The following is a 20,866-nucleotide window of genomic DNA, read 5'->3' as shown; positions in this document are numbered from 1 at the left end:
CCCTAGAACCCGTAGAACCAGCCGGCGTTGTTGGCGAGCGCGCGCTGCGCGATGATGATGATGATGAAGACGACCAGCGGGGCAAGATCCAGCCCGCCGGTATTCGGCAGGATGCTGCGGACCGGGGCATAGATCGGCTCAAGCATCCGGCTGAGCCCGTTCCAGATCTGCCAGACCAGCGGCTGGCGCAGGTTCAGCACCTGAAAGTTGATAAGCCAGGACATGATGATATGGGCGATCATCACGAACCAGATGACGTCAAGTATCAGCATCAGTGCTTCGAACAGCGTGCCCATCAGATCCTCGCCTTGCGCATGTCAGCGACAGGTAAGCCAGCCCCGGCCGTTTCGCAACCCTGACCGCCGCAGCGTCCCGATTGACGGACCCGGCCCTGCCCGCTAGCCGGGGTTCCATACAAGGAGGACCGATGTATCCCATCCTGCGCTTCGCGACCGAGATGCTGAAATACCGAAACGCGCCGCGGATCGGTGTTCTTGAAGCCCATGTCACGACGCATCGCTGCTGGCCCTGGGATCTCGACCCCTGGATCGAGCTGAACAACGGCCGCACACTGACGCTTTACGACCTGGGCCGCGTGCCGATGGCCGTGCGGACCGGGATCATCGACACGATGCGGCAGAACGGCTGGGGCATCACCGTCGCCGGAAATTCGGTCCGCTATCGTCGCCGGGTGCGGGGTTTCGACCGGTTCACGATGGTGTCGCGCACGCTGGGATGGGACGCACGCTTCCTTTACATGGAGCAAAGCATCTGGCGCAAAGGCGAGTGCTGCAACCACATGCTGCTGCGCGCCGCGATCACCTCGGACCAGGGCATCGTCGCCCCGGCCCGCCTGATGGCCGCCGCCGGAAGCGACCCGCAGGGCCCCGAATTGCCCGGCTGGGTGCAGGCTTGGATCGAGGCCGACGCGCGCCGCCCCTGGCCGCCGGTGCTGCCGCCCCTTGCCCCTGCCGACCCGAAAGACGACTTGCCAGTCTGAGCGCGGTTTGGCCTTATGGCCGCGAAAGATACGGCCAGCAAGGAAACCGGCATGGAGCGCAAACGGATCTGGGGCTGGTGGTTCTTCGATTGGGCCAGCCAGCCTTATGCGACGCTGCTGACGACCTTCATTTTCCCGGTCTATTACGCCGAAGTCGCGCGCAATCATTACGTCGCCCAGGGCATGACCCCCGAGGCCGCCAGCGCCGCCGCCCAGTCGCTTTGGGGTTACGGACTGGCGATTTCCGGGTTCATCATCGCGGTGCTGGCCCCGGTTCTGGGCGCAATCGCCGATAACAGCGGGCGTCGACTGGTCTGGGTCTGGGTGTTCTCGGCCCTTTACATGGCGGGTGCCTGGGGTCTGTGGTTCCTGATGCCCGAACAGCCCCATCTGGTGACTGCGATCGCCTGTTTCGGGATCGGGCTGATCGGCATGGAATTCGCCACCATCTTCACCAATGCCATGCTGCCCGGCCTGACCAGCCGGGATGACGTCGGGCGCGTCTCTGGCTCGGGCTTCGCCTTTGGCTATCTGGGCGGGGTGATCGCGCTGTTCCTGATGCTCATGCTTCTGGCCGAGAACTCTCAGACCGGGCGCACGCTTCTGGGGATACAGCCGGTCCTGGGCCTTGATCCGGCGCTGCGCGAGGGGACGCGCGCCGCAGGGCCGCTGACCGCGCTGTGGTATCTGGTTTTCATGATCCCCTTTGCGCTTTGGGTGCCCGAGACCCCCGGCCCCCGGCGCCCCGTCCGCATCCGCGCCGCGATGGCGGACCTGTGGACCCTGCTGAAAAGCCTGCGGCACCGGCGCTCGCTGACGGCCTTCCTGCTCTCCTCGATGTTCTCTCGCGATGCTTTGAACGGGCTTTATGCCTTTGGCGGCATCTATGCCGGCGCGGTGCTGGGCTGGCCGGTCATCCTGTCGGGGATCTTCGGCATCGTGGCGGCTCTGTCGGCGACGATCATCTGCTGGTTCGGTGGACGCGCTGACCGCCGCTGGGGTCCGAAGCCGGTCACGATCGTCTGCACCGTGGTCCTGATCCTTGTCTGCACCATTATCGTGGGCATGAAGCGCAGCGCCATCATGGGCATTCCGCTGGCCGAAGGCTCGCACCTGCCGGATGCGATCTATTTCATCTGCGGGGCGCTGATCGGCGGCGCGGGCGGTGTCATCCAGGCCGCCGGGCGGACGCTGGTCGTGCTGCATACCTCGGCCGAACGCGCGACCGAGGTCTTTGGCCTTTACGCGTTGTCGGGGAAGGCCACGACCTTCCTGGCCCCATTCCTGATCGCACTGACCACCGCTTTAAGCGGGAACTTGCGGCTGGGCATCACGCCGCTGATCGGCATGTTCCTTCTTTCGCTGATTTTGCTAATCTGGGTCCAACCAAAAGGGGAACCCGAGCAGTGATCCGAAAAATTCTGGGCGCAATGATCCTGTCCCTTGCGACCGCGATGCCGGGCGTGGCGGACCCGCTGGCGAAGGATGTCTTCGGCGGCGTTCCCGGCCCGACCGGCGGCGGCGCGGCGGCGATCGGCTTTTATTCCAAGGGCTGCGTCACCGGCGCGGCGCAGTTGCCGGAATCCGGCCCGACCTGGCAGGTCATGCGCCTGTCGCGCAACCGCAACTGGGGCCATCCCGAACTGGTGGGCTTTCTGGTCGGCCTTTCGCAGGCAGCACGTCAAGCCGGTTGGCAGGGGCTTTATATCGGCGACATGAGCCAGCCGCGCGGCGGCCCGATGGTGACCGGCCATGCCAGCCACCAGATGGGATTGGATGCGGATATCTGGCTGCTGCCGCCGCCCAGCCTGCAACTGTCGCGCAAGCAGCGGGAAAACATCTCGGCGGTGTCGGTGGTGAACCGCGCGGGGACGGCGCCCTCGGGAAACTGGTCGCCCTCGCATATGGCGATCATCCGCGCCGCCGCCCGCGATCCCAGGGTCGAGCGCATCTTCATCGACCCGGTGGCCAAGGTCGCCATGTGCCAGATGGAGACAGGGAACCGCGCCTGGCTTCGCAAGGTCAGGCCGCTGAACGGGCATGACTATCACTTCCACGTCCGGCTGAGCTGCCCGGCCGGGTCGGCCTGCCAGCAGCAGGATGCGCCTCCGCGGGGCGACGGGTGCGAGGAGGCGGCCGAATGGATCCGCAACCGCATCGACCCGAGCCGCGTGAAACCGGTGCCGCCCGATCCGAACTATCGCCATCCCCGCAGCTTCCGGCTCAGCGAGATGCCAAGACAATGCCAAGCCGTCGCCGTCGCGCGCTGAGCGGTCTGGCGACAGGACAGGACGACGGATTCCGCCGCCCCCTTGGCGGGATCGCGCTGGCATTCCTGACGGTCCTGGCCACGCTGTCCCATTCCTGCGCCGCCGATCCGGCGACGCAATCGCGTGGTGTCGCCCCCTTGGTCGAGCGCGTGGATACCCATGTCTGGTCGATCGACGAGCCCGATTTCGGCGGCTATTCCGGGTTGCACCTGTCCGAGGGCGGCACCCGTTTCATCGCACTTTCGGACCGGGCCACGCTGCGCTGGGGCCGGATCGAACGCGACCCGGACGGGCGTATCCTGCGCGTCCTGTCCGAGGGCGATACCCGCATCAAGGACAGCGAAGGCCGCCCCCTGCGGCCCGGCTGGCGCGGCGACAGCGAGGGGCTGGCGGTCGGCAAGGACGGCAAGTTGTGGATCAGCTACGAAGGGCTGACCCGCGTTGTCAGCCATGACACGCCCGAGTCCCCTGCCCATGTCCTGCCCCGCCCCGAGGCGTTCAAGCAGATGCAGCGCAATTCTTCGCTGGAATCTCTGGCAATCCTGCCCGATGGCACGTTGCTCACCATCCCCGAACGCTCGGGCGGAATGAACCGCCCCTTCCCGGTCTGGCGCTTTCGCGACGGTGCCTGGGACCAGCCCTTTTCGATCCCGCGCCGGGGCGATTTCCTAGCGGTCGATGCCGATATCGGCCCGGATGGCCGGCTTTACCTGCTGGAACGCGACTTCATGGGGTTGCTGGGCTTTCGCAGCCGGGTCCGGCGCTTCGACCTGACCCCCGATGGGGTCACGAACGAACAGGAACTTCTGGTCAGCCTGCCGCTGCAATATGACAATCTTGAGGGAATGTCGGTCTGGCAAGGCCCGCAGGGGATCATGCTGACCCTAATATCAGACGACAATTTCAGCCGCTTCCAGCGCACCGAATTCGTCGAATTCCGCGTGGTCGAGCAGCAGCCGGACCCCACGCCCCCGGCCCAGGCGGACAAGACGGCCCTGCAAGCGGATTGACAGGTTGCAGTTGCGGGATTATGCGGCCATGCCCCGTGATCCGGGGCCGAGTCGCCGCTACCTTGTCAAAACGGAACCAGACATGCCACGCATTCTTCCTGGCGTCATCGCCATGGCCACTGTTGTCGTGGCCTCGAACATCCTGGTCCAGCATCTGCTGGGCAGCTGGCTGACCTGGGGGGCCCTGACCTATCCGGTCGCCTTCCTTGTCACCGATATCATGAACCGGATCTATGGTCCCTCGGCCGCGCGCCGGGTTGTCTATGCGGGCTTCGTGACCGGCGTTGTCTGCTCGCTCATCGCGGCGGGCATGGACAAGACCACGCTGCGCATCGCCATCGCCTCGGGCGCGGCGTTCCTGTCCTCGCAGCTGATGGACATTTCGGTCTTCAACTCGTTGCGGAAATACAACTGGTGGTTGCCGCCGCTGGCGGCCAGCGTTGCCGGGTCGATCTTCGATACCGTCGTTTTCTTCAGCATCGCCTTTTCGGCCACACTGACTCCGCTGTTTCCGGGCGACGATGTTTCCTGGGCAAACGAGATGCTTCCCCTGCTGGGACACGGTCCCGTGCAGCCGTTGTGGGTTTCTTTGGCAGTTGCCGACTGGACAGTCAAAATGGCGCAGGCGCTTGTCGCTCTCATTCCGTTCAGGATCATCGTCGGAAATTTGATCCAGCGACGTGCGCAAATTCATTGACTGATCGTCGATCTGTGTCACGCTAAGATCATACGGCAACACATTGAAAGGAGGTGGTCCAGTGTCGAGAGTGATATTGGAGAGAGGTGTCGGGACAGTCAGGGGGGCCGTGGCCTAAGGGCAGCCCCAAGGGTCGTAAACCCTGACTGGGACGGTGGGCACCAACCCTAACCGGACCATCTCCGTGGATCTCGCGGGTCGTTTCTTCGGAAGCGGCCCGTTCCAAATTTTCGCCGCAATGATGAAATCCGTCGCGGCGGAATGCAAAAAAGGGCGGTCCTTGGGACCGCCCTTTGTCATTTCGGGGACTGCGGATCAGATCCGCTCGATCGCCAGCGCGATCCCCTGACCGCCACCGATGCACATGGTGATCAGGCCCCTGCGGCCGCCGGTGCGCATCAACTCATGCATCGCCTTGATGGTGATGATGGCGCCGGTCGCCCCGACCGGGTGGCCCAGCGCGATTGCCCCACCATTCGGGTTCACCTTGGCGGGATCAAGGCCAAGCGCCTTGTTCACGGCAAGCGCCTGCGCGGCAAAGGCCTCGTTCGACTCGATGACGTCGAAATCTGCTGCCTTCAGGCCGGTGCGTTTCAAAAGCGCCTCGACCGCGGGAATGGGTCCGATGCCCATGACCTCGGGGCGGACACCCGCAACGGCATAGCCGAGCAGCCGGAACAGCGGCGTCGCGCCTGCGGCCTTTGCAGCATCGGCACGGGCCAGCACCAGCGCCCCCGCGCCGTCATTGATCCCCGAGGCATTGCCCGCCGTGACCGAGCCGTCCTTCTGGAACACCGGTCTCAGCCCGGACAGCTTCTGCAGGTCGGTTTCCTTCGGATGCTCGTCCGTGTCGAAGGCGACCATCCCCTTGCGGGTCTTGATCTCGACCGGGACGATCTGGTCGGTAAAGCGGCCTGCGGCAATCGCCTCGGCAGCGCGCCGCTGGCTTTCCAGCGCGAAGGCATCCTGCGCCTCGCGGCTGATGTCATGTTCGCGGGCGACGTTTTCCGCCGTGATCCCCATATGCCCGGTGCCCATCGGGCAGGTCAGGGCGCCAACCATCATGTCCATCATCTGGACATCGCCCATCTTCGCACCGAAACGCGCGGCCGGAACCGCATAGGGGGCGCGGCTCATCGATTCCGCACCGCCTGCGACCGCAAAATCCGCATCGCCAAGCATCAGGGCCTGCGCGGCCGAAACGATGGCCTGCGCCCCGGATCCGCAAAGCCGGTTCACGTTCATCGCCGGGGTCGTATGCGGAACGCCCGCGTTCAGCATCGCAACCCGCGACAGATACATGTCGCGCGGCTCGGTGTTCAGGACATGGCCAAAGACCACGCTGCCGATGCGGTCGGCGGGGATCCCCGCCCGCTCGATCGCGGCACGGGTGACGATTGCGGCCAGGTCGATCGGTGCGATGGCCGCAAGGCTGCCGCCAAAGCCGCCAATGGCCGTACGCGCGCCGGACAGGATGACGATCTCGTTCTCGGACATGGTATACCCCCAATTTTCAGGTTCGGGATTGACGCTATCCCCCGACCGTCGGTGACGAAAGCCCCGCATCGACTTGCCTACGCCGCGTTACTTGCGAAGAATGGGGGCATGGAAAACGACCCTCGCCTGAGCCTTCGCCTGCACTTCAACAAGGGCCTGACCTTTGGTCGTGGCAAGGCCGACCTGCTTCAGGCCATTGCCGAAGAAGGCTCGATCTCGGCCGCGGGCCGACGCCTGGGAATGAGCTATCGCCGCGCCTGGGCGCTGGTCGAGGATATGAACGGCCATTTCCACGCGCCGCTGGTCGACAGCAGCCGCGGGGGCGCCAAAGGCGGCGGGGCAAGCGTCACGGAACTGGGGCAGAGCGTACTGGCCGATTATCGCGCGCTTGAGGCGATGCTGCGCGACGCCCCGCAGATCGCAACCCTGCGCATGGCGCTTGAAGGCGATATATCCGAACAGAAATAACGCTTGATGCACCGCCACGCCGAGGGTTATGTCTGCCGGGACATAACGGAGGATCCTTAACGATGCGCCTGCCTTGGCTTACTGCCGCCGTCATCGCCCTGCTGCCCGTGGCACAGGCCCCCGCCGCCCATGCCGACGAGATCACCATCTTCGCCGCCGCCAGCCTCAAGACCGCGCTGGACGAGATCGCGGCCGAGTGGATGAAGGGACATGACGACAAGGTCGTCATCTCCTACGCGGGCAGCTCGAAGCTGGCCCAGCAGATCCAGGCGGGGGCACCGGCGGATATCTTCATTTCGGCCTCGACCGACTGGATGGACGAAGTGGCGAAGTCGGGCGACATCGACCCGGCGACCCGGACCGACCTTCTGGGCAATACGCTGGTCCTCGTCGGCACAGGCAAGCCCGCCGCGGCCGATGTCACGACGCTGCCTGACCTGCTGAAGGACGGCAAGCTGGCGATGGCGCTGGTCAACTCGGTCCCCGCCGGTCAATATGGCAAGCAATCGCTGGAAAAGCTTGGATTGTGGAGCAAGGTGGAACCGCAGGTCGCCCAGGCAGACAACGTGCGCGCCGCGCTGCAGCTGGTCGCCACCGGCGAGGCGCCGCTGGGCATCGTCTATGGCTCTGACGCGGTGGCCGAACCCGGCGTCGGCGTCGTCGGCACCTTCCCTGCCGACAGCCATGACGCGATCATCTATCCGGGCGCTGTCACCAAGACCGCCGACACGCCCCAAGCCGCGGCCTTCCTGCAAGGCCTGAAGCAGGATCCGGCCAAATCGGTCTTCGAGGGGCAAGGATTCACCGTCCTGCCATGAGCGTTTCCGACTGGCTTGGCCCGCAGGAATGGCAGGCCGTTACCCTGTCCCTGCGGGTCTCGCTGGTCGCCACGCTGGCCAGCCTGCCCTTTGCGATCGCGGTCGCATGGCTTTTGGCCCGGCGCAGCTTTCCGGGCCACGGATTGATCAGCGGCATCGTCCACCTGCCGCTGATCCTGCCGCCGGTCGTGACCGGCTACCTTCTTCTTATCACCTTCGGGACGAAGGGTCCGGTCGGATCGCTGCTGCAACCGCTGGGCATCGTCTTTGCGTTCCGCTGGACTGGCGCCGCGCTTGCCGCCGCAATCATGAGTTTTCCCCTGACCGTCCGCGCGATCCGGCTGGGGTTCGAGGCTGTCGATCCCCGGCTTGAACAGGCTGCTGCAACCTTGGGCGCGCCGCGATTCTGGATCTTTTTCACCGTGACGCTGCCCCTGATCGGTCCCGCCCTGCTGGCTGGCGCAACCCTGGGGTTCGCGAAGGCGATGGGAGAGTTCGGGGCCACCATCACCTTTGTATCCAATATTCCCGGCCAGACGCAGACCCTGCCGTCGGCCATCTATGCCTTTCTGGAAACACCGGGGGGCGAAGGTCCGGCGATGCGGCTGGTGCTGGTCTCGATCGTGATCGCAATGGCCGCCGTCTTCCTGTCCGAAGCCCTTGCCCGCAGGGCCGCGCGGCGCAGATGACGCTGTCCGTTTCCTTCCGCCACCCGTTCCCCGGCCTAGATCTCGACGTCGCCTTCGACGCGCCAGAGGGGGTGACTGCGCTGTTCGGCCCCTCGGGTTGCGGCAAAAGCACTACAATCAACGTCATCACCGGGCTGATGCGCCCCGCCTCGGGGCGCGTGCAGCTGTCGGGCCGCGTGCTTCTGGACGGGCGCACCCACCTGCCCCCGCAGGCAAGGCGGATCGGCTGCGTCTTTCAGGATGCCCGCCTGTTTCCCCACATGACGGTCGAGGCAAACCTGCGCTATCCCTCGCGCTGGCGTCGGGGCGCGGCACGCGATTTCGACCGTATCACCGCGATGCTGGCGCTAGGTCCGCTGCTGGCACGCCATCCCCACAGCCTGTCGGGCGGGGAAAAGCAGCGCACCGCGATAGGTCGTGCCCTGCTGTCGGACCCCGATCTGCTGGTAATGGACGAACCGCTTGCCGCGCTGGACGATGCCCGCAAGGCCGAGATCATGCCCTGGCTGGAACGCCTGCGCGACGAGGTCCGCCTGCCGATCCTGTATGTCAGCCATTCCGTCCCCGAAATCGTGCGCCTTGCCACCACGGTCGTGCTGATGGAACGCGGTCGCGTCACCCATTCCGGCACGCTGAGCGACATCCTTGCCGATCCGAAACTTGCCCCCGCTCTTGGCTCGCGCGAAGCCGGCGCCCTGATCCGCGCCCGGGTCGAGGCGGTCGAGCAGGACGGAATGCTGCGCGTCTCCACGGGTTCGGGGCCGATGCTGGTGCAAGGCGGGACCGCCCGCCCCGGCGAGGTGCTGCGCCTGCGCGTTCTGGCGCATGAGGTGATCCTGTCCCGTGACCCGCCGGTCGGGCTTTCGGCATTGAACGTGCTGCCCGCGACGGTTGTCGCGATCCGCGACGGGCTGGTGCAATTGCGGGTGGGGGATGAGCGGATGCTTGCGCAAGTCACGCCAAGATCCATTCAAAGCCTTGATCTGAAAGCAGGAAACAGCTGCTTTGCCATCATCAAATCCGTGTCCATTCTGCCCAGCTAGAATGAAATCGTGCCTTTGTCATTTGCGCAGCAGGGGCCAACTCTCCTATGCTTCGCCCAAAAAAGAGCATGAGGGGCAGTATGAACAGGTTTCTGAAGCTCGCCATAGTCGGGCTGGTGGCCTCTTGCGGCGGCGGCGGGAGTTACAAGGCGCCCCGGAATCTGGAAAATGCCTGCGCGATCGCGGCCGAACGCCCGACCTATATGCGCGCGATGAAGGCGACCGAACGGCGCTGGGGCGTCCCGGTCAACGTGCAGATGGCTGTCATCCACCAAGAGTCGAAATTCATCGGCGACGCCCGCACCCCGCACCGCTATGCGCTGGGGATCATCCCGATGGGGCGCCAAAGCTCGGCCTATGGCTACAGTCAGGCGCTGGATGGGACCTGGGACGACTATCGGCAGGAAACCGGTAACCGCCGCGCCCAGCGCGACGACATCGCCGACGCCACCGACTTCATGGGCTGGTACATGAACGATTCCACCCGCATCCTGGGAATTTCAAAACAGGACGCGGCCTCGCAATATCTTGCCTATCACGAAGGCCGCTCGGGCTTTGCCAATGGCTCGCATCGCAGCAAGGGCTGGCTGATGGACGTCGCCGGCAAGGTCAGCGCCCGGTCCGAACTTTACCGCCTGCAACTGGCGTCCTGTCGCAGGTGACAGGCACGCCAGTCGCGCGCGGGATCAACGGATCGCGAATTTCGAAGGCGGAATGGACACCCCCGTCTTCATGTCGCCCAGGATCACCGTCGTCCGTTTGCCGGCGTCATCCGTCACCACCCATTGCCGCAACTGGGTCGGGTTCGCGGTAAAGACCATCTGGATATTGCCGTATTCGGGATGCTGCGGATCCTGCGCCGTCACCACGGTCGTGTTCTTCTTCTCGGCATAGCCCGTCACCATCTTGGCTTGCCCAAGGTTGATGTTCGGCGCAAGGATCAGCGACAGGGGCGTCTTCGACAGCGGATATTGCTGCGGGCCGCCGCGCGTCTTGCCGTCATAGACCGCAACCTGCCCCGCCGAGGCCAGGACCAGCGACTTGTTGCCCTTGTATTCGAAGCGCACCCGGTTCGGGCGATGGATGTAAAGCACCCCGGTCGAGATGGTGCCGTCGGCATTCACCTGCGTGAACTCGGCCTGCGCGGTCTTCAGACCGTTCAGGTAGCGCGAGATGTCGTTCAGCGGGATCTTGTCAGCCAGGGCCGGAAAGGCCAGGGCCAAAGCGAGGACGGGTGCAAGGGCGAGCGATCTGATGTTCATGCGGCGAATGTATCCGGTCTGCGGTTGCTTGCACATTCACGTTCGCTTGGATGTGCAGGAACCAACGCTCGCAACACCGTGACCGTTCCTCGCTTGGCCCCCGATCAGGGCCGCTGGCCGGTCAGCAGCCGCGGCATCGGGTCCAGTCTCAGCCCCGCGGCCTGACGCATGAAGCCGCGCCGAAGTGGCGGCAGCGCGTCGACCAGTCCCATGCCCAGTTCCCGAGCCGCTCGCAGAAGCGGATTGCCGTTGGAAAACAGCGCGTTTACACCGTCCATTCCAAGCGCAAGGAAGGTCGCGTCCGGTCGCCGCCATTCCTGATAGCGGGCAAGTACCGGGGCGGTCCCGATATCCTCGCCCCGGCGGCGGGCCAGGATCAGAACTTCGGCAAGGGCGGCCACGTCTCGCAGTCCCAGGTTCAGCCCCTGACCCGCGACGGGATGGACGCCATGCGCCGCATCCCCCACCAGCGCGACCCGCGGCGCGACATAGCTTTCGGCCAGCGTCAGGTTCAGGGGATAAGAGAATCGTGGCCCGGCAAGGCGGATCTCGCCTAGGAAATCGCCAAAACGCGGGCGCAGCACCTGCAGGAAGGCCTCGTCATCCAGCTGAAGGATTGCCTGCGCCTCGTCCCGCGGCTCGGACCAGACGATCGAGCTGCGGTTGCCCGGCAATGGCAGGATCGCCAGCGGCCCGCCCGGCATGAAGAACTGATGCGCGGTGCCCTGATGCGGCAGGTCGTGATCCACGGCAGCGACCAGTGCGATCTGACCATAATCATGACCAATGCGCCGGATCCCGGCCCGCGCCGCCACGCCTGAGCGCCGCCCGTCGGCCCCGACCAGCACCCGCGCCGACAGGCTGCGGCCATCGGACAGCGCAACCTCGACCCCCGTCGGGCCCGGCATCTGACCTGTCACCGACAACCCCGGCAGATGGGTCACGCGGTCCCGCATCGCCTCAAGCAGGGCGTGATACAGGAAGCGGTCCTCAAGCATAAAGCCAAGGCGGCCTTCCTCGATCTCGGCGCTGTCGAAATGCAGGCCAAACGGCCCCGCTCCTTCGCCCGCGTCGCCCTGCGTCGCCTCGACCTTCAGGATCGGTTGGGCCTGCCCGGACAACCCGGACCACAATCCCAGCGCCGCAAGCAGCCGCTGCGAGGCAAGCGCCAGTGCATAGGCGCGTCCGTCGAAACTGTCGCCAGCGCGGGCCGTGGCGGGGCGGTCATCGACGACCGCGACCCTCATGCCCGCATCCGCAAGTGCCAGCGCCAGCGTCGGCCCATTCAGGCCGCCGCCAGCGATCACGATGTCGAATTCCTTGTCCATGGGCCAGCACTATGCTGCCCCGGGCATCAATGTCCATGCGCTTCGCCGTCGCACGCCATTGCGGCGACGGGGTCGGGTGATTAGCCTGTGCCCCAAGACGAAACAGGAAGGAATCCGGGATGGACTGGCTCAAGGCATCGGCGGCGGAACAGGGGCGGGCGATTCTGGCCGGGCTGATCAGCCCCGCCGAACAGACCGAGGCCTATATCGAGGCCGCCTCGCGCCATCCCTATGGCGGTCACATCTATGCCCGTCTTACCCACGACCGGGCGCGGGCCGAGTCGATCGCGGCGCATGACCGCGCGCGCGCCGGGCTGCGGCGCGGGCTGCTGGACGGGGTCGCGATCAGTTGGAAGGACAATATCGACAGCGCCGGCATCCCGACCGAGGGTGGATCGCGCCTGCTGGCTGGCCGCACGCCCGAACAGGATGCCGAAATCCTGTCCCGCGCGACGCTTCAGGGTCTGGTCTGTCTGGGCAAGACCCACCTGACCGAACTGGCATTTTCGGGGCTGGGCCTGAACCCGATGACCCGGACCCCTCCGAACAGCATCGACCCGGCGCTGGCACCCGGCGGGTCCAGCTCTGGCGCCGCGGTCTCGGTCGCGCTGGGACTGGCCGCAGCCGCGATCGGGTCGGATACCGGCGGCTCGATCCGTGTTCCTGCCGCCTGGAACGGGCTGGTCGGCTTCAAACCCACCCACGGGGCGCTGCCCGATGCCGGGCTTTTGCCGCTGTGCCGTCGCTTTGACATCGCCGGCCCCATAGCGCGCACGGTCGAGGATTGCGCCGAATTGTTCGCGGTGCTGCGCGGCGCCCCGGCCCCCGACCTTGGGGATGCCGCGAACCGTCCGCTGCGGCTGATGGTGCTGGACGGGGTCCCGTTTGATGCTGCGCGCGACGCGCCCGTCGCCGCCTTCGAGGATGCGGTCCGCCGCCTGTCGGAGGCGAATGTCCGCATCACCCATGCCGACCTGCCCTGCGTGGCCGAAGCGATGGCGCTGGCCCCGATCCTGTTTGCTCCCGAAGCCTATGGCATCTGGCGTGACCAGATCGAGGACGCGCCCGAACTGATGTATCCGGCCATCCTCGAGCGGTTCCGGGGTGGACGCGAGGTTGGGGCGGCGGATTACATCGCCGGCTGGGAAAAGCTGAATCGCCTGCGCGCCGACTGGGCACGGCTGGTCGCGGGCCACGACGCGGTGATCCTGCCGACCTCTCCGATCCTGCCCCCGGACGCCCAGCGGCTTTTGAACGATGCCGACTATTTCGCGACCGAGAACTTGCTGACCCTGCGCAATACCCGGATCGCGAATCTTCTGGGCCTGCCCGCCATCAGCCTGCCGACCGGGCATCCCGGCTGCGGCCTGATGATGATGGGCCAGGCGGGCCAGGACCTGGCGCTTCTGGTCGCCGCCGCCACCGCCGAAGCCGCACTGCGCTAGCCCCTGAATCCGCGGGACAATCCCGCGATACCAATGGGCTGCGGCCCGAAACTCTGGACGCAAAGGGGGTTTGCCGGTATCCTTCCCGGAAACGGGGCGGCACGACCCCGATTGAGAGGCAGTCATGGCAATACCCGAGCGGTTCTCGAACCTGCCGGAATATGCGTTCCCGCGCCTGCGGACGCTGCTTGCGGGCATTTCCCCCGCGGCAGATCCCGTCGTGATGACCATCGGAGAGCCGCGCCACGCGGTTCCCGAATTCACTGGTCGCATCATGGCGGAAAGCATCGCCGAGTTCGGGAAATACCCCCCGAACGAGGGCACCCCGGAATTGCTGGCCGCGATCTCGGCCTGGATCGGGCGCCGCCATGGGATCGAGGTCGAGCCCGCGCGCATCACCTCGCTCAACGGCACGCGAGAGGGGCTGTTCAACGCGGCTTTGGCGCTTTGCCCCGAAACCAAGGCTGGCGGGCGGCCGGCGATCCTGATCCCGAACCCGTTCTATCAGGTCTATGCGGTCGCCGCCGCGGCCGTCGGTGCCGAGCCGGTCTTCGTGCCCGCGACCGAGGAATCGGGCTTCCTGCCCCGCTTCTCGGAACTCGCGCCCGAAATGCTGGACCGGGTGGCCATCGCCTATCTGTGTTCGCCCGCGAACCCGCAGGGATCGGTCGCTCCCGAAGCCTATCTGGAAGAGCTGATCGCTCTGGCCGATCGCCATGATTTCCTGATTTTTTCGGACGAATGCTATTCCGAGATCTGGCGCGATGCCCCGCCCCCCGGCGCGCTTGCGGTTGCGACCCGCATGGGGCTGGCCGATCGGGTGGTGATGTTCAATTCGCTTTCGAAACGCTCGAACCTGCCCGGGCTGCGCTCTGGCTTCGCGGCGGGGGGCAAGGCGCAGATCGCGCAACTGCGCCGGCTGCGCAGCTATTCCGGCGCGCCCCTGTCCCTGCCCGCGCAGCGCGTCAGCGCCGCCGCTTGGGCGGACGAGGCACATGTGGACGAAAACCGCGCGCTTTATCACCAGAAATACGCCGTGGCCGACCGGATCCTTGGCAATACGCCCGGCTATCGTTCGCCCCAGGGCGGCTTCTTCCTGTGGCTGCGCGTGCCTGCACATCTGGGCACCGGCGAGGATGCGGCGAAAAAGCTGTGGTCCGAAGCGGGCATCCAGGTCCTGCCCGGGGCCTACCTGTCACGCGACACCGCCCAGGGAAATCCAGGGCGGGACTATATCCGGGTCGCCCTGGTCGATCCGGCCGGACCGACCGAGGCGGCGCTGATCCGCCTGAAGAACTGCTTGTACGAAGGGGGCTAAAGCATGGCGAGCTGGCAAGCCAAACACCGCGATCCGCTGTTCGATCAGTCCACCCAGGCCGCGCTGGAACGGCGCGGCAAGGAGGTGCTGGGCGCCAGCCTGGTGGTCCTGGGGGTCCTGATCGCGATGATGCTGGCCAGCTATGCCCCCGAAGACCCCAGCTTCATGTCGGCGACCGACCAGCCGGCACAGAACTACCTGGGCCGGATCGGCGCCTATGTCGCCTCGGCGCTTTACATGATTACCGGCCACGGCAGCTGGGTGCTGGTGATCGGCGGGGCGGTCTGGGGCCTGCGCCTGATGCTGCACCGGGGCGAGGAACGGATCATGCGGGGCATCTTCCTGCCCATCGCGATGGTCCTTGTCTCGATCTACGCGACCTCGATGACACCGCCTCCGGGATGGACCCAAAGCTTCGGGCTGGGCGGGCATCTGGGCGACATGCTGATGGGCGCGATGCTGTCCATCATGCCGATCAAGGCCTCGATCGCGATCAAGGTCCTGGCGCTGCTGACCGCCGCCGGTGCGCTGGCCTTCCTGTCCTTCGTTCTGGGCTTCGACCGGGTCGAGCTTTCGGCGATCGGCGGCTTCCTGCGCCGCGGGCTGGCGACGGCGCGGCTGATGCTGCTGCATGCGGTCGACAAAAGCGCGCGCATGTCCTCGGGCGCGGCGCGCGAGTTGAAGACGCGGGCCGATGCGCGACGCGAACGCGTCGCCCGTGCCGGCTCTGCCGCCCTTCCCGAGCCGCGCATCCACGCACCGGGCAGCGCGACGCCCCGCCGCTATGTGCCGACCGCCCCCGGACCGGGGGAAGCCTTCTCTCCCCAGCCCGAACTGGTTGAACCCGAGACGCATTACGACGAGGATGACGAGGGCCCCTCGGATGTCGAGATCTCTGCCCGGATCAACCAGGCCATCCATCACCGCACCGATCGCCCGGGCGACAAGGGCTCGGTCCTGTCGGCGGTGACCGCCAAGCTGACCGGGGGCCGCGCCGCCCCCCGGATCGAACCCGAATTTGCCGACGAGGATGACGAGGATGAGGACGACCTGCCCGCCGGCCGCGGCCCCGCGGTCGCGGCCCGGCAGGTTCACGTCGCGCCGCGCATTCCGGCCCCCGTGTCGGGGTCGGGGCGCGGTGCGACGGCCGAATCCTTCGGCCATTACGAACGTCCGCCGCTGTCGCTTCTGACCGCGCCCTCGACTTCGGACCGCCATCAGCTGCCGCCCGAGGCGCTGATGGAAAACGCCCGGATGCTTGAGGCGGTGCTGGACGATTACGGCGTCAAGGGTCAGATCACGGATGTCCGGCCCGGTCCCGTCGTCACGCTTTACGAACTGGAACCCGCGCCGGGGCTGAAGGCCAGCCGGGTGATCGGGCTGGCCGACGACATCGCGCGGTCGATGTCGGCGCTGTCGGCACGTGTCTCGACCGTGCCGGGCCGCTCGGTCATCGGGATCGAATTGCCGAATGCCCGCCGCGAAAAGGTCGTCCTTCGCGAAATCCTGGCCGCCCCCGCCTATGCCGACGGCACCCAGCCCTTGCCGCTGGCGCTTGGCAAGGACATCGGTGGCGGCCCGGTCGTCGCGAACCTGGCGAAGATGCCGCACCTGCTGATCGCGGGGACCACCGGTTCAGGCAAGTCCGTCGCGATCAACACCATGATCCTCAGCCTGCTTTACAAGCTGACGCCCGAGGAATGCCGGCTGATCATGATCGACCCGAAGATGCTGGAACTGTCGGTCTATGACGGGATTCCCCATCTGCTTTCCCCCGTTGTCACCGATCCCAAGAAGGCGGTCGTCGCCCTGAAATGGGTGGTGGGCGAGATGGAGGAGCGCTATCGCAAGATGTCCAAGATGGGCGTCCGCAACATCGAGGGCTATAACGGCCGCGTCCGTGAGGCGCTGGCCAAGGACGAGATGTTCAAGCGCACCGTCCAGACCGGCTTCGACGAGGATACTGGCGAGCCGATCTTCGAGACCGAGGAGTTCCAGCCCGAAACCTTCCCCTATATCGTCGTCATCGTCGACGAGATGGCCGACCTGATGATGGTCGCGGGGAAAGAGATCGAGGCCTGCATCCAGCGGCTTGCACAGATGGCGCGGGCCTCGGGCATCCATATCATCATGGCCACGCAGCGCCCCTCGGTCGATGTCATTACCGGCACGATCAAGGCGAACTTCCCGACCCGGATCAGCTTCCAGGTGACGTCGAAGATCGACAGCCGCACCATCCTGGGCGAACAGGGTGCCGAACAGCTTCTGGGCATGGGCGACATGCTTTACATGGCGGGCGGGTCCAAGATCACCCGCGTCCACGGTCCCTTCGTCAGCGACGAGGAAGTCGAGGAGATCGTCAACCACCTGAAAAGCTTCGGCCCGCCGACCTATATGTCGGGCGTCGTCGAGGGGCCGGACGAGGAACGCGCGGACAGCATCGACCAGGTGCTGGGGCTTTCCACCGGAGAGGGTGGCGACGCCGAGCTTTACGACCTGGCGGTCGCGATCGTGGCCAAGGATCGCAAATGCTCGACGAGCTATATCCAGCGGAAACTGGCGATCGGCTACAACAAGGCCGCTCGGCTGGTCGAACAGATGGAGGATCAGGGCGTCGTCAGCGCCGCGAACCACGTCGGCAAGCGCGAGGTTCTGGTCCCCGAGGTCTGAGTTTCGGGAAGCGGGCGCGGAAAAAAGGCCGGGGCATCAAGCCTCGGCCTTTTTCACTGGCGCGGCTGAAAAGGGTAGCCGGCGCACAAGCTGTTGACGAGACATCGGCCGGTCTCACTCTGCCGCGACGACTGGCGATCCCTTGGTGGGTTGCGTGGCCGCGTCTTCGGTCGCGCCCTCGCCCGTGCCCTGATCGACGGTCACGACAACCGACAGGCCAGGCGCAAGATAACCGGCCAACTCTTGCCCTGGGTCGATCGAGATGCGCACGGGCAGGCGCTGCGCCACCTTAGTGAAGTTGCCAGTCGCGTTGCTGGCCGAAAGCAGGCTGAACTCGGACGCCGTGGCGGGCGAGAAGGACTCGATCCGGCCGGTGAATTCCCGGTGCTGCATCGCGTCAACGGTAAAGACCGCGCGGTCGCCAAGCCGCATCCCGTGAAGCTGGGTTTCCTTGAAGTTCGCGATGATCCAGACATCGGGACCGACATGGCTGACCAATGCGGTCCCGGCGGTGACATATTGGCCCTCGCGCACGCCGACCTGACCAAGCCGCCCGTCCGAGGGGGCGCGGATTTCGGTATTGGACAGGTCGATGCGTGCAAGTTCCACCGCCGCCTCGGCCGAGGCGATGTCGGCCTTGCTGGCGGCAATCCCGACCCGGGCGCCGTTCAGATCCTCGCGCGCGACATCGATGGCACTTTCGGCCTGCACGACCTGCGCCTCGGCCTGACGCAGGGCCAGTTCGCTTTCCTCGGCCGCGCTTTGAGCGGTCGCGCCGCGCTGGCGCAGCTGGCTGGCGCGCTGCCAGCCAAGCTGGGCATTGTCACGCTGCGCCTCGGCTGATTTCGACGCTGCTTCGGCCGATTTGACGCGGGCCTCGGCGGAATGGACGGTCTGCTCTTGGATCTGCAAGCTCGCCTGCGCGCCCTGAAGCGAGGTCTCGGCCTGGGCCAGCTTCTGGCGATACTGGCGGTCGTCGATGCGGGCGATGACCTGGCCCTTGGTCACCTGCTGAAAGTCCTGCACCTCGACCGCGGCGACATAGCCCGACAGTTGCGGGGCAAGCGTGGTCATGCGGCCGCGGACATAGGCGTTCTCGGTCCGGGGATGGGTCGAGCTGAACGGTGGCAGGTGCCAGGCGAACAGCACGATCAACAGGCCGGCGATTCCGACAAGGATGGCGATCACGGTGGGAAGGATATGCGTCTTGGTCATTGCAGGGACTCGGCAGAGGGGGAAGGGTTGCGGCCGCGCGGCCAATGCGCCGCCAGCCAATCGCGGCCCATGTGCAGGACCAGCGCCGACGCCGCGGCAATCGCGGCCAGGAAGGTCAGGAAATAGGCATCGTTATAGGCCAGGACATAGGCCAGGTTCGACGCCTCCTGCGCGATCAGCGCGGCGGCCTGCGCACGGCTTTGGGCAGGGTCGGCGATCTGCGGGGCAAGCTGGGCGACGCGGGCCGCCAGTTCACGCGCGACGAGCGGATCGACGGTCATCAGCTCTTCACGCAGGACCTGCAGGTGCAGCGCCTGGCCGTGGTTGATGAAGGTCGTGAACATCCCCGACCCCGCCGCCCCGCCGATGCTTTGCGTCGACAGGAACACGATGACGAAGGACAGCAGATAGTTCGGACCCCGCGCCAACGCCGCCATCAGCCCGCGCATCATCGCGGGCGCCATGAAAAGCGATCCGGCGAACGCGATCAGACCCTGGCTGAACATCATCTGGACCGGCCTTGTGTCAAGGGTCGAGCGGCTGTCGAGAAAGGCCCCCGCCGCGATCAGCACCAGCGCGATCAGGTGGATGACCGGCACGCGCTCGGGCTTCAGCCAGGGAATCAGCGCCAGTCCGCCCAGCACCGTCGCGACCGAGATCACGGCGAACAACGGCACTAGCTGGCTTTGCGTAATGCTGAGCATCTGGAACATGCGGGGCGCGCCCGCGCTTTGCTCGGACAGGATCAGGCGAAAGACCAGCAGCGTCACGGTCAGGTGCAGCATCGCCGGGCTTGCGAGCCAGCGGATATCCAGAAGCGGCGCCTTGCGATGCAATTCGATCACCACCGCCAGGGTCAGGCACACGACCGATGCGGCCACGACCTTGCCCAGCCACGGGACCTCGGTCCACCACAGCGTGGGGCCCATGACGAAGCCGGTGATAAGCCCGCCAAAGCCGCAGGCGATCAGCAGCCAGCTGACCAGGTCGAGCGGCGCAATGGCCTTGACGCGGGGCGGCGACTTCAGCGGCAGCAGATAGACCAGCGCCAGCGAGATCCCCGCCATGCCCAGCGTCATCAGGTGCAGCGCGCCCCAGCCCTGGTCGTTCATCAGCGCGGGCGAGATCACCCGCGCCAGATGCGGCCCGACCGCGATCATGCTGAGCGAGACGGGCAGACCCAGCCGCATCTTCCAGGCCGGGGGCAGAGGTTCCAGCGCGTAAAGAAAGGCCAGCGTCGACAGCGGGGCCGAGGCCATGCCCGCAAAAAACTGCGTGGTGATTGCCGAACGCAGGTCAAGCGCCGCAAAGGACAGCAGCGCAACGACAACGTAGATGACGATCGCCACTTCGGCAAAGCGGCGCAGGCCGTATTGCGCGCGCAGCTTGATCAGCAAAAGCGGCATCGAGGCGCGCGGGATCAGGAAGGCCGCCATAAGCCAGCTTGCCTGGGTCGTCGTGGCGCCAAGATCCCCTGCGATCTGCGGAATGTTGGTGCTGACAAAGCCCTGCGCCATGCCCTGCGTCAGCGCGATCACGATCGAGGCCGACATGTATCCCAATGCGCGCGGCAAGGGCATCGGCTGGAAAACCGGCGGCTGGGGGGCGGCCGGGGTCGGGGCCTGCTCGGCCCCCTGCGACGTTGGGGAAGCCGCGTCGCTCATTTCCGGCGCAACCTTTCCGCATTCGAGGTCATCCGCGTCAGCACGCGGCGCGCGGCCTCCAGATCCTCGGCCGTGATACCGTCGACCAGCGCGGCATCGACCTCGTCGCGGAAGCGCAGCAGCGGATCGATGCGGCAGGTATCGGTCAGGTGCACGGCGTGCTTGCGCCCGTCTTCGGGCAGTGGGCGGCGCTCAGCCAGGCCCTGTGCCTCGACCGCGTCCAGCAGGCGTTTCAGCGTCGGCGTCTCGATTTCCAGCGCAGCGGCCAGTTCTGCCTGGCTTGCCCCCGGATTGCGACCGATCGTCGTCAGCAGGCGCGCCCTGGCATAGGTCAGACCAAGCTGGCGCACGCGCAGTTCGAACCCCTGCCGGACCGTACGGGTCAGCGTCAGAAGCTCATCGAAAAGGGTAAGCGGGCGATCTGCCATGAGGACACGTTAGCTTGCTAATGATAATGTTAGCTAGCTAATGA

Annotated in this window: 20 protein-coding genes; 13 read left to right on the top strand and 7 right to left on the bottom strand. The window is 66.0% G+C overall.

Features of this window, described 5'->3' with window-relative positions; translation table 11 throughout:
- Positions 1–2: 2 nt before the first annotated feature.
- Entirely contained in the window at positions 3–296 is a 294-nt protein-coding gene (locus tag RM190_RS14785; protein ID WP_311760229.1) for a YggT family protein, read from the bottom strand.
- 131 nt (positions 297–427) lie between these two features.
- On the opposite strand from RM190_RS14785, the gene RM190_RS14780 reads away from it, so the two are divergent.
- The 5 genes from RM190_RS14780 to RM190_RS14760 all read left to right on the top strand — a co-directional run bounded on the left by RM190_RS14780 (position 428) and on the right by RM190_RS14760 (position 4,977).
- Positions 428–1,000 (top strand): acyl-CoA thioesterase, encoded by a 573-nt coding sequence (locus RM190_RS14780; RefSeq protein WP_311760228.1) that lies wholly within the window; start codon positions 428–430, stop codon positions 998–1,000.
- A gap of 51 nt (positions 1,001–1,051) precedes the next feature.
- On the top strand, positions 1,052–2,410 hold the full coding sequence (locus RM190_RS14775; RefSeq protein ID WP_311760227.1) for an MFS transporter: 1,359 nt from the start codon (positions 1,052–1,054) through the stop codon (positions 2,408–2,410).
- A complete protein-coding gene (gene mepA / locus RM190_RS14770; protein WP_390908462.1) occupies positions 2,407–3,270 on the top strand; it encodes a penicillin-insensitive murein endopeptidase in 864 nt (287 codons plus the stop codon). The genes RM190_RS14775 and mepA overlap by 4 nt, the downstream gene beginning before the upstream one ends.
- Entirely contained in the window at positions 3,243–4,280 is a 1,038-nt protein-coding gene (locus RM190_RS14765) for an esterase-like activity of phytase family protein (RefSeq protein ID WP_311760226.1), read from the top strand. Before mepA ends, RM190_RS14765 begins: the two co-directional genes overlap by 28 nt.
- 82 nt (positions 4,281–4,362) lie before the next feature.
- Complete coding sequence (locus RM190_RS14760) at positions 4,363–4,977, top strand: queuosine precursor transporter (RefSeq protein WP_311760225.1); 615 nt, start codon at positions 4,363–4,365, stop codon at positions 4,975–4,977.
- Positions 4,978–5,292: 315 nt separating this feature from the next.
- On the opposite strand, the gene RM190_RS14755 is transcribed toward RM190_RS14760, so the two are convergent.
- Positions 5,293–6,474 carry an acetyl-CoA C-acyltransferase family protein gene (locus RM190_RS14755; RefSeq protein ID WP_311760224.1) on the bottom strand — a complete coding sequence of 394 codons (1,182 nt, stop codon included), beginning with the start codon at positions 6,472–6,474 and terminating at the stop codon, positions 5,293–5,295.
- 108 nt (positions 6,475–6,582) lie between these two features.
- Between RM190_RS14755 and RM190_RS14750 the strand changes: the two genes are divergently transcribed.
- From RM190_RS14750 to RM190_RS14730, 5 genes are all read left to right on the top strand, one after another.
- Positions 6,583–6,942, top strand: a complete 360-nt coding sequence (locus RM190_RS14750) for a winged helix-turn-helix domain-containing protein (protein ID WP_311760223.1) — start codon at positions 6,583–6,585, stop codon at positions 6,940–6,942.
- 62 nt (positions 6,943–7,004) lie between these two features.
- Positions 7,005–7,760: a molybdate ABC transporter substrate-binding protein gene (gene modA / locus RM190_RS14745; protein WP_311760222.1), complete on the top strand. Its 756-nt coding sequence runs from the start codon at positions 7,005–7,007 to the stop codon at positions 7,758–7,760.
- Positions 7,757–8,449 (top strand): molybdate ABC transporter permease subunit, encoded by a 693-nt coding sequence (gene modB, locus RM190_RS14740; RefSeq protein WP_311760221.1) that lies wholly within the window; start codon positions 7,757–7,759, stop codon positions 8,447–8,449. The genes modA and modB overlap by 4 nt, the downstream gene beginning before the upstream one ends.
- On the top strand, positions 8,446–9,492 hold the full coding sequence (modC, locus tag RM190_RS14735) for a molybdenum ABC transporter ATP-binding protein (RefSeq protein WP_311760220.1): 1,047 nt from the start codon (positions 8,446–8,448) through the stop codon (positions 9,490–9,492). The genes modB and modC overlap by 4 nt, the downstream gene beginning before the upstream one ends.
- Positions 9,493–9,572: 80 nt before the next feature.
- The gene (locus RM190_RS14730; RefSeq protein ID WP_311760219.1) at positions 9,573–10,154 is read left to right on the top strand and encodes a transglycosylase SLT domain-containing protein; all 582 of its coding nucleotides are present in this window, start codon (positions 9,573–9,575) and stop codon (positions 10,152–10,154) included.
- Between the two features lie 24 nt (positions 10,155–10,178).
- Here the strand turns inward: RM190_RS14730 and RM190_RS14725 are convergent, their stop codons facing one another.
- Both RM190_RS14725 and RM190_RS14720 read right to left on the bottom strand, forming a co-directional pair.
- Positions 10,179–10,754 (bottom strand): LolA family protein, encoded by a 576-nt coding sequence (locus RM190_RS14725; RefSeq protein WP_311760218.1) that lies wholly within the window; start codon positions 10,752–10,754, stop codon positions 10,179–10,181.
- Between the two features lie 104 nt (positions 10,755–10,858).
- Positions 10,859–12,082: a UbiH/UbiF/VisC/COQ6 family ubiquinone biosynthesis hydroxylase gene (locus RM190_RS14720; RefSeq protein ID WP_311760217.1), complete on the bottom strand. Its 1,224-nt coding sequence runs from the start codon at positions 12,080–12,082 to the stop codon at positions 10,859–10,861.
- Between the two features lie 119 nt (positions 12,083–12,201).
- Between RM190_RS14720 and RM190_RS14715 the strand changes: the two genes are divergently transcribed.
- The 3 genes from RM190_RS14715 to RM190_RS14705 all read left to right on the top strand — a co-directional run bounded on the left by RM190_RS14715 (position 12,202) and on the right by RM190_RS14705 (position 17,515).
- Positions 12,202–13,527, top strand: coding sequence for an amidase (locus RM190_RS14715; protein ID WP_311760216.1), 1,326 nt, complete (start codon positions 12,202–12,204; stop codon positions 13,525–13,527).
- A gap of 124 nt (positions 13,528–13,651) precedes the next feature.
- Positions 13,652–14,845 carry an aminotransferase class I/II-fold pyridoxal phosphate-dependent enzyme gene (locus RM190_RS14710; RefSeq protein ID WP_311760215.1) on the top strand — a complete coding sequence of 398 codons (1,194 nt, stop codon included), beginning with the start codon at positions 13,652–13,654 and terminating at the stop codon, positions 14,843–14,845.
- 3 nt (positions 14,846–14,848) lie between these two features.
- Entirely contained in the window at positions 14,849–17,515 is a 2,667-nt protein-coding gene (locus RM190_RS14705; RefSeq protein ID WP_311760214.1) for a DNA translocase FtsK, read from the top strand.
- A 114-nt stretch (positions 17,516–17,629) separates the two neighbouring features.
- Here RM190_RS14705 and RM190_RS14700 read toward each other — a convergent pair whose 3' ends face one another.
- The 3 genes from RM190_RS14700 to RM190_RS14690 are packed head-to-tail and all read right to left on the bottom strand — an operon-like array spanning position 17,630 to position 20,822.
- Positions 17,630–18,730 (bottom strand): HlyD family secretion protein, encoded by a 1,101-nt coding sequence (locus RM190_RS14700; RefSeq protein ID WP_311760213.1) that lies wholly within the window; start codon positions 18,728–18,730, stop codon positions 17,630–17,632.
- Complete coding sequence (locus RM190_RS14695; protein WP_311760212.1) at positions 18,727–20,394, bottom strand: MFS transporter; 1,668 nt, start codon at positions 20,392–20,394, stop codon at positions 18,727–18,729. Before RM190_RS14695 ends, RM190_RS14700 begins: the two co-directional genes overlap by 4 nt.
- Positions 20,391–20,822, bottom strand: coding sequence for a MarR family winged helix-turn-helix transcriptional regulator (locus tag RM190_RS14690; protein ID WP_311760211.1), 432 nt, complete (start codon positions 20,820–20,822; stop codon positions 20,391–20,393). The genes RM190_RS14695 and RM190_RS14690 overlap by 4 nt, the downstream gene beginning before the upstream one ends.
- Positions 20,823–20,866: the final 44 nt, after the last annotated feature.

The sequence above is a fragment of the Paracoccus broussonetiae genome (assembly GCF_031854425.1).
GTDB lineage: Bacteria > Pseudomonadota > Alphaproteobacteria > Rhodobacterales > Rhodobacteraceae > Paracoccus > Paracoccus broussonetiae.
Note: the sequence above shows the minus strand (reverse complement) of the source record. Positions and strands in the feature narration are given on the sequence as shown.

What these genes read in the sequence shown, in the direction of transcription:
- RM190_RS14695 (WP_311760212.1), bottom strand. Translation starts at nt 20,394, where the DNA reads ATGAGCGACGCGGCTTCCCCAACGTCGCAGGGGGCCGAGCAGGCCCCG.
- RM190_RS14780 (WP_311760228.1), top strand. Translation starts at nt 428, where the DNA reads ATGTATCCCATCCTGCGCTTCGCGACCGAGATGCTGAAATACCGAAAC.
- RM190_RS14715 (WP_311760216.1), top strand. Translation starts at nt 12,202, where the DNA reads ATGGACTGGCTCAAGGCATCGGCGGCGGAACAGGGGCGGGCGATTCTG.
- RM190_RS14775 (WP_311760227.1), top strand. Translation starts at nt 1,052, where the DNA reads ATGGAGCGCAAACGGATCTGGGGCTGGTGGTTCTTCGATTGGGCCAGC.
- RM190_RS14755 (WP_311760224.1), bottom strand. Translation starts at nt 6,474, where the DNA reads ATGTCCGAGAACGAGATCGTCATCCTGTCCGGCGCGCGTACGGCCATT.
- RM190_RS14700 (WP_311760213.1), bottom strand. Translation starts at nt 18,730, where the DNA reads ATGACCAAGACGCATATCCTTCCCACCGTGATCGCCATCCTTGTCGGA.
- modA (WP_311760222.1), top strand. Translation starts at nt 7,005, where the DNA reads ATGCGCCTGCCTTGGCTTACTGCCGCCGTCATCGCCCTGCTGCCCGTG.
- RM190_RS14765 (WP_311760226.1), top strand. Translation starts at nt 3,243, where the DNA reads ATGCCAAGCCGTCGCCGTCGCGCGCTGAGCGGTCTGGCGACAGGACAG.
- modC (WP_311760220.1), top strand. Translation starts at nt 8,446, where the DNA reads ATGACGCTGTCCGTTTCCTTCCGCCACCCGTTCCCCGGCCTAGATCTC.
- RM190_RS14705 (WP_311760214.1), top strand. Translation starts at nt 14,849, where the DNA reads ATGGCGAGCTGGCAAGCCAAACACCGCGATCCGCTGTTCGATCAGTCC.
- RM190_RS14760 (WP_311760225.1), top strand. Translation starts at nt 4,363, where the DNA reads ATGCCACGCATTCTTCCTGGCGTCATCGCCATGGCCACTGTTGTCGTG.
- RM190_RS14690 (WP_311760211.1), bottom strand. Translation starts at nt 20,822, where the DNA reads ATGGCAGATCGCCCGCTTACCCTTTTCGATGAGCTTCTGACGCTGACC.
- RM190_RS14720 (WP_311760217.1), bottom strand. Translation starts at nt 12,082, where the DNA reads ATGGACAAGGAATTCGACATCGTGATCGCTGGCGGCGGCCTGAATGGG.
- modB (WP_311760221.1), top strand. Translation starts at nt 7,757, where the DNA reads ATGAGCGTTTCCGACTGGCTTGGCCCGCAGGAATGGCAGGCCGTTACC.
- RM190_RS14710 (WP_311760215.1), top strand. Translation starts at nt 13,652, where the DNA reads ATGGCAATACCCGAGCGGTTCTCGAACCTGCCGGAATATGCGTTCCCG.
- RM190_RS14785 (WP_311760229.1), bottom strand. Translation starts at nt 296, where the DNA reads ATGGGCACGCTGTTCGAAGCACTGATGCTGATACTTGACGTCATCTGG.
- RM190_RS14730 (WP_311760219.1), top strand. Translation starts at nt 9,573, where the DNA reads ATGAACAGGTTTCTGAAGCTCGCCATAGTCGGGCTGGTGGCCTCTTGC.
- RM190_RS14750 (WP_311760223.1), top strand. Translation starts at nt 6,583, where the DNA reads ATGGAAAACGACCCTCGCCTGAGCCTTCGCCTGCACTTCAACAAGGGC.
- RM190_RS14725 (WP_311760218.1), bottom strand. Translation starts at nt 10,754, where the DNA reads ATGAACATCAGATCGCTCGCCCTTGCACCCGTCCTCGCTTTGGCCCTG.